This window comes from Pseudomonas shirazensis (assembly GCF_014268785.2).
Classification (GTDB): Bacteria; Pseudomonadota; Gammaproteobacteria; order Pseudomonadales; family Pseudomonadaceae; genus Aquipseudomonas; species Aquipseudomonas shirazensis.
Genome location: NZ_JABWRD020000001.1, coordinates 2,245,303 through 2,257,554 on the forward strand (window position 1 = coordinate 2,245,303; position 12,252 = coordinate 2,257,554).

9 protein-coding genes and 1 pseudogene are annotated in these 12,252 nt (G+C 48.0%); 2 read left to right on the top strand and 8 right to left on the bottom strand.

The window, feature by feature from the left end:
- Positions 1–8: 8 nt before the first annotated feature.
- Together HU736_RS10340 and HU736_RS10345 are read right to left on the bottom strand one after the other, a co-directional pair.
- The gene (locus HU736_RS10340; protein WP_202883896.1) at positions 9–644 is read right to left on the bottom strand and encodes a PIG-L deacetylase family protein; all 636 of its coding nucleotides are present in this window, start codon (positions 642–644) and stop codon (positions 9–11) included.
- Entirely contained in the window at positions 635–2,266 is a 1,632-nt protein-coding gene (locus tag HU736_RS10345; RefSeq protein WP_186700006.1) for a glycosyltransferase, read from the bottom strand. Before HU736_RS10345 ends, HU736_RS10340 begins: the two co-directional genes overlap by 10 nt.
- Before the next feature lie 752 nt (positions 2,267–3,018).
- On the opposite strand from HU736_RS10345, the gene tnpB reads away from it, so the two are divergent.
- Together tnpB and HU736_RS21845 are read left to right on the top strand one after the other, a co-directional pair.
- A complete protein-coding gene (gene tnpB, locus HU736_RS10350) occupies positions 3,019–3,198 on the top strand; it encodes an IS66 family insertion sequence element accessory protein TnpB (protein ID WP_225912997.1) in 180 nt (59 codons plus the stop codon).
- A gap of 191 nt (positions 3,199–3,389) precedes the next feature.
- A pseudogene (locus HU736_RS21845) lies at positions 3,390–4,276 on the top strand (transposase); the annotation flags it as partial.
- Positions 4,277–4,484: 208 nt separating this feature from the next.
- Here HU736_RS21845 and HU736_RS10360 read toward each other — a convergent pair.
- The 6 genes from HU736_RS10360 to HU736_RS10385 form a co-directional block, all read right to left on the bottom strand.
- Entirely contained in the window at positions 4,485–6,479 is a 1,995-nt protein-coding gene (locus HU736_RS10360) for a polysaccharide biosynthesis protein (RefSeq protein ID WP_186700183.1), read from the bottom strand.
- Between the two features lie 117 nt (positions 6,480–6,596).
- A complete protein-coding gene (locus HU736_RS10365; protein ID WP_186700181.1) occupies positions 6,597–7,574 on the bottom strand; it encodes an MraY family glycosyltransferase in 978 nt (325 codons plus the stop codon).
- Positions 7,575–7,614: 40 nt separating this feature from the next.
- On the bottom strand, positions 7,615–8,577 hold the full coding sequence (locus HU736_RS10370; RefSeq protein ID WP_186700002.1) for an NAD-dependent epimerase/dehydratase family protein: 963 nt from the start codon (positions 8,575–8,577) through the stop codon (positions 7,615–7,617).
- Positions 8,578–8,591: 14 nt separating this feature from the next.
- On the bottom strand, positions 8,592–9,803 hold the full coding sequence (locus tag HU736_RS10375; protein ID WP_186700000.1) for a glycosyltransferase family 4 protein: 1,212 nt from the start codon (positions 9,801–9,803) through the stop codon (positions 8,592–8,594).
- Positions 9,804–9,980: 177 nt separating this feature from the next.
- A complete protein-coding gene (locus HU736_RS10380) occupies positions 9,981–11,090 on the bottom strand; it encodes a glycosyltransferase family 4 protein (RefSeq protein WP_186699998.1) in 1,110 nt (369 codons plus the stop codon).
- A gap of 15 nt (positions 11,091–11,105) precedes the next feature.
- Positions 11,106–12,239 carry an N-acetyl sugar amidotransferase gene (locus HU736_RS10385; RefSeq protein WP_186699996.1) on the bottom strand — a complete coding sequence of 378 codons (1,134 nt, stop codon included), beginning with the start codon at positions 12,237–12,239 and terminating at the stop codon, positions 11,106–11,108.
- Positions 12,240–12,252: the final 13 nt, after the last annotated feature.

Consider the following 12,252-nt stretch of genomic DNA (forward strand, 5'->3'; position numbering starts at 1 on the left):
GACCTTCTTTAATAGACCGCACGATACAGTGTAAATGCCTCGGCGTATTCAGCGCCAATTGTGACTCCCCGAGAATGAGCATGCGCTCGCAAGAATCGCTCACTAAAATATGGCCTATGCTTCTGCGAAGTATACATGCGCAAAGCCGAGATTTTCGTTTCTAAATCACGCTCATTGACAGTCACTAGGTAATTCGCATGAAACTCGATATTGTTCCAAGGGATCTCGTAACCCAAAACGGTTTTGGTTTTGAATGCACGCAACGCTTCCTGCGCAACAACTGCGTGATCCTGATGAAGATCATCAACGGTCGGACAAAAAACCAACTGAGGATTCAAGGTGCGGTTTAACTTTACTAGCTCTTCTAGAATATCTTGACGACTGTAAGAAAGTTTCCTAACCGTGAAGCTATGCACTGTGACGTTTTCAGCTGGAATCCCCAGCACCTCTGTGGCGTCCAGCAATTCTCGGCGTAGAGATCCTAATTCAAATTCCTTTGGAAGACTTTCGTCACAACTGCAGAAAGCAACATAATGAACCTGATGACCAAGGCTGGTCAGCTTAGAGATAGTTGCGCCACACCCAAGCTCACCATCATCGGTATGCGGAGCAAGTACTAATATCGGCCGGTCATTCAAGAACACTTCGCAGCTCCTTCGCCTTGTAGTTTAGTCAACCCGTTTATCACTTGATGACGCTCATTGGTTACGAAGTACTCTACACCCTCAACCAAATTGTTGAGATCAGGATCCATCGATACAAATGCAGCTTTTACGGTACAGCCCCGTTTGAGCAGGGTCCTGGAGAGCCGCTTATAACGTTGATACTTAGTAAGGTCGCGGAACGCAATCAAGGTCACAGACTTCGGCTCACCGAGGAATTTATATAGTGCATCCTCTTGACTCTCCCACGTTAGCGACGCCCTAGCGTGATGTGATTGAACTCGATAATGGTCAATCCTACCCGCAACCTTTTTAATACTTTCTGCCCATGATTCCGCAGAGGTGTCAGCAAGTATCTCTCCAAACCCATACTCAGATACTAATGCTTTGACATCTGGCATGGCCGGCGCGATAACTGGTAATCCTGCTGCTATATAGTCAAAGCATCGATTCGGAAGACCAACTGCACCGTTGGGATTGGCAATATCACTCGTAATCATGCCAATATCAGCGCCTGCTGCTAGGTGGGCTAATCGCTCATAGTCTACAAACGCAAAAAAATGAACTCGCTGCTGAAGACCGAGATCAACAACTAACTGCTCTATGGACTCACGATATGCAATAGGTACAAGTCTTACAAAGGCAGCCAAATGATAGCTATCGGGCAGAAGAAGCATAGCGCGAAGGACTGGCTCAAAGCCAATAACCACGTTCCCACTAGCAAACAGCAGAGTGTCCTCGGCGTTAACACCGCACATCTCTTTAAGTTCACTATTTGGGGTCGAGACAGAAAACTCTCTGAAATTTTTCAATACGTGAACAGGCCGACCGAATCTGTCCAGGGTCTTCGCCAGCGCATCACCAATCGTAATAAGCCCGTCTGCTTCAAGCATAGCTCCATAGGCAGCGTAGTTGACCATCCCAAGAGTGACGGGAGACCATCTTGGCGCTGCAGAGTGCATGTGCACATCAACATTTTCTACGTTGTCGCAAAAAACTTGCCCGCCCCCATTCAGCCTCCGGAGCTCAAAGGCGGTGGGCAGGCTACTAGGTAAAAGAGCGATGTAGCATTCAGAATTTAAACTTGCAGAAGAGCGAGCCGCCGACTCTGCTAAAAGGCCTTGGAAATAAAGAGGGAAAAATGGCCTGGCGGCACGATAGAAATCACGTACCTGCTCAAACTTTCTGCGAAACTCGATGGATCGCTGCTTCATGGAGGCGAGCTTCGCCCGATCAGCTTTGACATACTGCTTAAGTGCATCAATTTTTGTACTGGTTGTTAATAAATAGTCGCGCATAACTGCTATTTTTTCGCGATTTTTTATAAGACGCCCCTTCATCACCTCGGTCCTAGCACGCTGCAATGCAGCATGCTGCTTCATAATATCTGCACGGGCACGGTGAACGGCAACGTATTGCTTCAGACTTTCGACTTTAGCACTCTTCTCTTGCGCACGACGGGTTAATTCGCTGATTGTGCGCTGATAATCAGCGTGAAGTTCACGCATACCCCTTTGCGCAATGCCTTTATAACCTCTTAGAAAACTAAGCAGTTGATGTCTAGTAATTCCTATTTTCTGTCTATAGCGGTATCCAATCTTCATGATATTATTTCTACATTAGCGATGACATCACCCACAGCATGGGTAATCGGTTAATCCATTAGCCTTGCAGGCTACAACTACCAGACAGACCTCAAAATCGGCCCGCGGTCACAACATCGGCCTCTACAGCTCTAAGGCACTGTTGAAGTGCAGCAAGTAAAACGCCCACTTCAGCAATCAGTTCGCAATTTAATATGGGGAAAGGGTAAGCCGATGGTGGCGGCTTAGCGAATCCCATACCTAAATACCATCCGACTAGACAAGGAAGCAACAATAACTCCCGACGAAGACTTACGGACGGTTTAACAATAATTCAAGCCGGACATTATCATCCACACTCGCAACTATTCCGAAGAAAATATAGTAAACTACACTTACCCCCACTTGAACAACGAAATAAATTTATCCAAGGCCGTAAATCTTACTATCTTTAATCAAGTTAAATACAAATTCACTTGACATGCGTCAGATCCATTTTACATGGCTCCTAGCTAAATTACAACCTTAAATTTAGAAAATCTCAATACCAGATTTCAACTGTCCTACCCTCAAGCGATACTCATATCCATCTAATGAACTATAAGTGGACAATCAGAAGCAAAGTATTGATATAAAAGATGATTTTTCAGAGAACCTCTAATTATGCATCTGTATTGCGCCGAATCACCCCAAGCGCTCCATCAACCCCACATTCAAAGCGTTTCGCTGATCCTTGATGCTGTGCTCCCGACTTCTTTCTGGAGCCCGCTGCCATGATGCGCCCCGACTCCCAAGGTCGAAAAAACTATCTCTACCCCAACCCTGTCAAATTTCAAAAATTCATTGACGGCCTGGCAGCACGTGTCGACCTGGACATCAAAGTCGCGGTGTTTGGCCCCGTGAGCTTCGTGTTTCTGAATAAAAAGCGCAACCGCGTGAAGATCCTGTACTAGAAGCGAAACGGCTTCTGCCTCAAGCGACTGGACTCGAAACGCTTCAAACAACGCCTAACCGAACCGAAGAGGCCATTGTCCTAACCGTCCTGGAACCCGATTGACTGCTCGACGGCTTTGACCTCTGCCGCAACCGCCCTCATCAGGTTGGGACGCCTCGCTAGGTTGCCTGAATCGGTGGATTCCACGGCATAATTTCCGTACCCGAAAATCTCACCGCCGACCCTATTTTTCTCAAGCAACTGCTCGATCAAATGATCAAAGAGTGCTCATTCAATAAGGGCAAGATCGTTCACATAGAGGAATAAGTGGTGCGACTGCGCCAGCGACTCTTTTGACGCAAAACGAAGCAGACCAACGATTCGGCTGGACCCTAACTTCTTTTTTTTGAAGACCAGAGTTTGGATGAACCCGTCAGTGAAACTCGGAAGAAGAAGTCGCTGCAACAAGCAAGTGCCGTGGCAAACAAAAGCTACTGCCCAGCGATTAGTCGCGTGTCGAGGTCATTCATGAACTGCCTGAGCACGGACTGAGTTGCGCGTGCGGTTGCCGCAAGCATGCCCATGGTGAAGTCAGGGATCAGCTTGAAATCGTGCCTATGCAAATCTGCGTCATCAAACATGTCTTCAAGGTGCACGCCAGCCGCGACTATGAGTCAGCGCCGGTGACAGAGGACAAGCCTGCTCAGATGATCGAAAAAAGCATATACAGACCCAGCGTACACAATTTTGTTGACCACCAAATGAATAGATCGCCTGCCATCTCATCGCTTCGAGAAAATGTGAGGACGTCATAGCATCAATATCTCACGTCCCACGCTGGGCCGCTGGATCACCCAGTGCGGCCGAATTTTTAGCCGCTGCTGAATTTGGTACGCGATAGTCTGTTAAGTGGCCTCATCATTGACTGCGATGAAACCCGTTTTCAGGTTTTGAAAGAGCCTGATCGCGACTCCGATAGCCAACCCTGGCTGTGGGTAAAGACCGGCGGCCTGCCTGACAGGCCAGTGATTCTTGTCGACTCGTCCACCAGCGGAGCGCAGGAGGTGACCACGCGTCGGCTGGGCGGATGTCGTGGCTAGGTGATGACCGATGATTACACGCGTAGTTAGCAGCGACCTGAAGGCCGCTTGGCTAAATATTCGTGCTATCAGAAATATAATGCTCGCACCCAAATCGCATATATCCCGGAATCTCTCAAACCCTAATGTACTGGCGAGCCCAAGAGTAACAGTCGGAGATGTGTAGATCGTAAACGATTTTTATTGATGCTAACCTTCGGGGACCTTATAAGTCCTTGCGACGCTGTTGATGAACCCAGTCTACAATTTCGCCTTCTGGACTATAGCCGCTGACAACCTCTCTGAGTAATTGTCGAACTCGACTAAAATCTTCGTCCACTAGGGCTTTGATGAGGACTGCAAGATGATCACTGAGAACACTCCACGCAAGATAGTCTTCACTAGCCATCATAATCATCGGATGAGGAGTAGCAGAAACATTATCTCCTATCAGCAGTTCCTCGTACAGTTTCTCGCCAGGCCTGAGTCCGGTGAATTCTATGGCGATATCGCCATAAGGATTACGTTGAGACTTAAGGCTTAGTCCTGAAAGATGGACCATTTTCTCCGCGAGCGTAGCGATACTGACCGGTTCCCCCATATCAAGAACGAACACATCGCCACCCTGCCCCATCGAGCCAGCCTGGATGACAAGCTGCGCCGCTTCAGGAATGGTCATGAAGTAACGTGTGATTTTGGGGTGAGTGACTGTGATCGGACCGCCCGCCTTGATCTGTTTATGAAACAGCGGAATAACTGAACCTGAAGAGCCAAGGACATTGCCAAATCGCACCATAGTGAAACGTGTGTTATTCTCTTTAGGAAGTGAAGTGGGATCTCCAAAAAAGACGGGATTAGGCTCTTTGCTCAGCGCTTGTAATATAAGTTCGGCGAAACGCTTAGTGCTGCCCATCACGTTAGTGGGACGGACGGCTTTATCCGTTGAAATAAGTACAAAATTCGAGACATTTGCTTGAAGTGCCGCTTGGGCCGTATTCACCGTCCCGATGATATTGTTTAGCACACCCTCCGTAATATTGTGCTCAACCATAGGAACATGTTTATAAGCGGCCGCATGATAAACAGTATTGACCCGCCACATGACCATGGTGTCGAGGAGATGCTTTTGATTACGAATCGAGCCCAAGAGTGGCAATAAGTTGACCGGAAGTGACTCACGCTGGATGCGCTGCTCAAGCTCGCTGTGAATACTGTATAAATTAAATTCGCTGTGTTCAAACAACAGTAAGGCTTTGGGCTTGAGCATTAAAATCTGTCGACACAACTCAGAGCCAATCGACCCGCCCGCCCCTGTGACCATTACAACCTGACCAGCGATGCAGTGAGCCAATAGATCTTGCTGTGCGGGTACGGCATCACGTCCCAGCAGGTCCGCGATATCCACCTCCTGAATATCGTCGACTTTTACGCGACCGCTAGCCAAATCCATGATTCCAGGAATACTACGGACGTGCAGTGGAAATTTTTCGAGGAACCCTAGAATTTCTCTACGCCGCGCGCGTGTCGCAGAGGGCACGGCGAGAAGCACCTCTTCCGCTCCCGTACTGTCAATCAGCCTCTGAATATCTTTACCCCTGAAGACTTGAAGGCCGGAAATCACACGATCAGCTACTCCTTCGTCGTCATCTATAAATGCTACTGGACGCATCAGGCGCCCCATTCGAAGTGCTGCAACCAGTTGATTGCCAGCGGCGCCCGCACCATAAATGGCTACCTTAGGCAACCCGTTATCACGAGTTGCAAACGGAACATGCTGCTTTGCGGCAAACCAGTCGCCTAAAAAATACTGCCGCATGATCAATCGGAGGCCACCAATCATTATTAAGCTGAGCCACCAATAGTTGAATATGATGGAGCGTGGCACTACAAATTTATGATTAACATACCAGTACACGATCAGCGATAATATCAACGCGGAGAGGCTAACCGCTTTGATAATTGTAATGAGAGCATCATTGCCGAAGTACCTCATTACCGCACGATACATTCCAAATCGGATGAATATCGGAATAGCAACCAGCGGAGCCGCGACAAAAAGCCAAGGGTGACTTATCAGCGGATTGACCATCTCGTCTATGCCAAGCCGTACCGCGAAAGCGAGCCACAGAGCGAGCACCACCAGCAGGACATCAATCACCACCTGCAGCGCTCTTTTATATCGTCGCGGGAGTGCTAGCATGCGATTTCTTATACTGTCCATCTGTCTCACAAAACCCCTCACTTTCCTTTATTTCCGAGATACCCCAAACCGCTAACCTGTAGAACCGGCGGCTGACTATGAATGCAGATGCGCCGCTGAGAAGTTAGCTTCAGTGCATCATTCTTCAAGCTCGCCTGCATGGTATTTCACCGCAAGACCAATCAATGGTAAATAAGCAATGATCACACCAATTACGCCGGACAGCCAGCCCATAGCTACAGCGACGGCAACTGGAAGGAGCCAAATAACATTAATCAGAAAAACCGCACGCGTGACCGTCAAATGATTGCCGTAGAGACGGGCTGCAAACTGGTAAGCATGACTGCGATGAGCCTCGTGGGCTTTCTCTCCTCGTGTCAACCGACGTATGAGGGTGAAAGTGGCATCCACTATGAAAACGCTGAGTAAAATCAACCATGACCAGAAAATCGTGGATGACGCCCACGCGCCTTGAATTGACAAACCGCCGAGCGTAATACCAAGAAAACCGCTGCCGCCGTCACCCATGAAAATTTTCGCTGGTGGAAAGTTCCAGTATAGGAAGCCTGCCACAGCCAGACCAAGCACAAGTGGTGCCATGACTAATTGGTCAAGATCAACAAGCCAGTAGATAAAAGCAATACCAAACGAAGTCGTCAAAGCTTCAACGCTAGCTAGACCATCAATGCCATCCATGAAATTGTAGAGATTCAGAAGCCAGACGAGATAAAAGATAGCAAAAATCGCCAGCAGCCACTGCCCTTCTATTCGTAGACGCAGTACTTCAAGTGCAGGGAAGCCCCCCAGCCAAGTGAGTACCCACAGAGCGCCGCAAAGGTGACCGAGTAACCGCCAACGAGCAGCAATGTGACCGTGATCGTCCATGAATCCAATAACGGCTGTAATCAATCCCGCACCACCGACTCCGACTGATGCTCCCAAGGGAGCGTACCCAAGGATCACCAGCGTGAGGAGACTTGCGGTAAAGGAGATTACTATCGCAATGCCTCCTCCACGTGGAGTAGGAACGGCATGCGAACTCCGAGCATTCGGAACATCAATAATAGATTTCGCTAGAGCGTATCGACGAAGGAGGCCGGTGACCATCAGCGCCATAGTGAATGCAATGCAATATAGTAAGATTAAACTCACGGTCTCAACCCCCTAGGTTGTCATCGTACCTGCTCACGAAGTCTCTACCTGCTGCGGCCAACGCTTTCTCGGGGGAAAGCGGCGCAGTCCAACCAAGCAGCAATCTGGCTTTGGTGGAGCTTACTACCAATGACTTACATAATTGACTGTACATAGTCTTCCGATTAATAACAGAAAACCCTATCCCAATTAACGACACCGGAAAAGCGAAAAGTCGATGAGGCCTTCCCATGCCATCCGCCAGTAACTGAATTATTTGCGGAGTTGCCAGATCCTTACCGTCCGAAATTACAAAGGTTTGATTCGCCGCAAGAGGATGTCTAATACAGGTTTGGATGAAGTCGATCAGGTTCTCTAGCGCTATCATACTGCGACGGTTATCAACACTTAGCAGTGGAAGGGGTATGCCGCTTCTGACCAGGCTCATAAGACGTCGAAAGTTGCCTGGAGCCCCTCCAGCGTAGACAAGTGGAGGACGTATAATCACGAGCTCCATGTTTCCATCTTTTGCGAGTTGGATCAACTCCCTCTCGGCATTCTTCTTACTCACCGCATAGTGCTGCGACGGTAAACAAATACTGTTTTCGGAGAACTCCTCGCCTTCACTCGTTTCAGAGCCGATGACACCGATGGAGCTGAGAAATATAAAACGTCTTACGCGTTGTTGAATCGCGGCTTGTGCCAACTTAGTGACCACATGGACGTTCGCATTATTGAAAGCTGTAACCGGGTCATCCGACTTGTCATTAAGAATATGAGCTCTGCCTGCCAGGTGGACAATCGTATCCACTCCTGCACAGAGCGTGTCTAGGTCATCACTACTCTCAAGATCTAGACGAACGTGCTCCGTTACCTCTCCAGGTACTTCACCGCTGCGACTCACAGCTCGCACTGATGACTGCTGAGTTATCAACATTACGCACAATGCAGTGCCGATAAAACCTGAAGCACCAGTCACCAAAATCATGTCGCTTCCTGTGCTCATGTCAATATTCTGCAGGCAATAGTACTATACTCAAAGTTGGCCAGTAGGTATTCGCGACCACGTGACCCCATTGAGCTCAACTCTTCACTGCGCGTCATGCTTAGTGAAGATAAGGCCAGCGCCAGCTCACGAGATTGATCAGGTTGGACCGTCAACCCACACTTTGCATCGGCGATGGGATCGTTGAAAGCATGATAAGCACCAACAACAGGCAACGCCATCGCCATATAATCATATAGCTTATTTAGACTAACGCCGAATCGATAAATTGGTAAATCATGCATTACGAGAAAGCCGGCATCAACCTGCCCAAGCGCCGCCAGGATCACACTCTTATCGACCTGATCATAGAAACTCACAAAATCATATCTCCCCTCCACACAGCGACGCTTAAGCTCCTCGCCCTGCTCACCCTTGCCAACAATAACAAAACGCAGTTTCCGCTCAGGTGAACTAGGCAGATATTCCAGCGCATCGAGAAATTTGTGCATTGCATTTGGCTCACCGAGCGCACCGGCATAAAAATAGATAAATTCGCCATCTTTACGGTAACGTTCTAGCTGTACCAGCAGTGGATGTCTACATAAGGCCACAGCAGGCGTGTTCAGTGAAAAGCCGTTAGGGGCATAGGTAAATTTCTCAGACTCTAAGCCGTTTGCCTGCATGTGTGCCAACGCACCGGGAAGCAGGGAAATCACTCTATCGGATTTACGATAAGCAAGACGCTCTATCCAGTGAAGTAAATACACGACGGGATGGCGTTTACTTATGCCAGCTACTTCGACAAGGCTCAGCGGCCACAAATCTCTTACCTCGAAGTAAATCTTGGCTCGGTAGAGCCTCGCCATCATCAAAGCACTAGGGAAAGCGAATGGGTGTGCGGACGAATAAATGATCAAGTCAGGTCTGCACTTGCGTGGTAGCCGAGCAAGAAACAAGAGCACCGTCAATGCGAAACTCAGCATGGACAACAGCCTCTTCATACCGTTGCCAGCGTACCTAAATGCAGGTAGAAAATTATAGTTAACACCGCCGTGGGTGGCGGGTCCGGTAGCCATCCCCTCACCGTCCATGAGATGGTGATATGCAGGCGTTACTACAGTTACATCGTGACCAGTAGCTTGCCACTCTCTAGCTAGGTAGAAAGCTCTCCAATAGCGCCCTACTTCTGGCCCTCCTGCATAAGGATTGATGTACATAATCTTCATGTAAAGCTCACACGTAATTGATTTGAACCCAAGCGGTGGTGAGTACTGTATTGATGGAGTCGCACATGAAAACCTACTGTAAATTGATTAGCAGCTAAACGCTACGATGCTCGGCTGCCCATTTACTGGCGGCGCATGTACCCGAAGCGTTAGGTTTAACACATCCGAATGCAGTGACTAATACAATAGTTGATTATAAAGCCGCACCAGCTTTTCTTCTTCATTGGCCCAGTTATAATGTGATAAAATTGCCGCTCGACCGTTGCGCCCCATCCGCTCTGCTTCTTGCGGATTGTCGACTAAATAGTCGATCGCTTTCGCAATAGCCTCAGGATTCATTGGATTAACACACAGACCGCAGTCATTTTTCTCAATAATACTCTGCCAAAGAGGAAAATCAGACGAAATTACCGGTAAACCGATAGCCATATACTCAAACATCTTCACGGGCAAAGCGTCCAGATAATTAGGGATCGGGTGAAGCGTAACTAGGCCGGCCACTGATTCCTCCAATGTTCGCTTAACGCCGGCTCGATCCAGCCACCCCAAGTGATTCACTTTGTACCAACCGACCTCTTGCATCACGGCTGCTTCAAATTTGGGCTCAGTGAACACCCCACCAATTGCGAGCCTAACATCCGAGGTAGTGCATGAAATTGCTTTCACTATTTCATGAATACCACGCACTTCACCCAAGCCCCCTATGTAAGCAACCTGTTTCTTTCTACTAGTCCAGCTTATTTGACTAAGAGATAGCTCGTCTAAGATTGGGTAGTTATTAACATCTAGCGTACGCACCCCCATCTGCACAAATTTGTCGCGAATGTATGGAGTCGCAGCTACCACCGCATCGAGCCTTCGGCATACCCATCGTTCGAAAACGGCAAATATCTTAGATAATGCAATTTTAGCGATACGATTCAGATAAGGTTTACCTAACAGCTGCTTAGGGACATCTTCATGGGCGTCGAATATTACTATCTTACCGCTAGCCTTCAGTTTCAGAGCAATGGGCAGCAACTCTGGATCGTGCAGATGGTAGATAGCAGCATCCAATTGTAATGCCTTACATCCGATGTTCCTCGTGGTGCTAAAGATTCGTTTTAGACGCCCACTTAACTTGCCAACATCTAGAATTTTTACATCATCTATTACTTCATCGCCAAAGCCATCCGCTACAATTAAAGAGACATCATAGCCAGCACGAGCAAGCGACTTACATTGCTTATGGTAAATACGGACATCAAATCGAGGATGAGCTGATGTTAAATGAACGACTTGGGTCATCACGTCGCCGCCCGCTCAAGAATAAACATTGATACGTCTTCCCAGCGCACGCTGGACCATCAATTGCATTTTCTTCGCGAACTTTTGGCGAGCCCTCCAATTAGCGAATTCTGTATAATCGTGAATTGGCGCTCGCATAAGTTCATCAAACTGCTCACGCGTGACTCTCATTTTCTTGCAAAAATACTCGATATCAAGCGCCAACTCCTCAGCAGCATATAGAGGCTCTGCAAGTTTGGCCATAGCCTGTTCCCGCGTCATTTGACGAGAAAGTATCATACTGGAATAATGCAACTTTCTCTTATCATATCCGAACTTGGTGGGCAAGTAATAATTCTGGAATAACTTAGTAAATGCGGATTCGCCATGTTTGCGTGCGTATGAACGATATCCAATGGTTTCGCGCAGGTAGCTTTCAGCAGCACCCTTGTCGTAGTCCATGTAATTTAGCGGACGTACCGTTCGCATTCCTTTGACAAACGGGTACCAGAAGTAGTACTCAAAAAAACTGATCGTCTTATAATCACGTAGCGGCCGCGCGCCGTACTTATTATGAATAGCATGCAAATTTATAGCATCCATTGCGCTGCCATGCCACCCTTCAGGAAACACTGCCTCGGTGGCAAGATTTCCGCCACTGAGAATATAGCGAATGTCGTTTTTTACTGCAAAGTGGTACATACTAGAAAAGTAGGCATGATCCTGCGGCACGTCTTGATTAGCAACAGCGGCCTTCATATAAGCTAGCTGCAGATCCCTAACCTCCTCCCAATTCATCACATGAGTATGTAAATCGTATCCGCAGTACTTGATAACTTTCTCAATATTACTAACTGCGAGCTCAGTATTCCAACCTGCGTCAACGTGAACGACCAGTGGACGCAGACCTAAGTCCTTGACTTTGAGAGCGAGAAAGGAGCTATCAACACCTCCGCTTAGACCGATAATGCAATCATATTCCTTATCGGCCCCATCTCGTTTAATTTGGTCTACAATTTCTGCCAATCGTTGCTGGCCATCAACACCGCTAAATAGTTGCGCCGACTGCAAACTGTCAAACTTGTGGCAGTGATTACATACGCCCGCCTCATCAAATACGATTTCAGCGTCCGAAGTATCCATAACACAACGTTTGCATACCTTGATCAAGGTCAATCTCCTA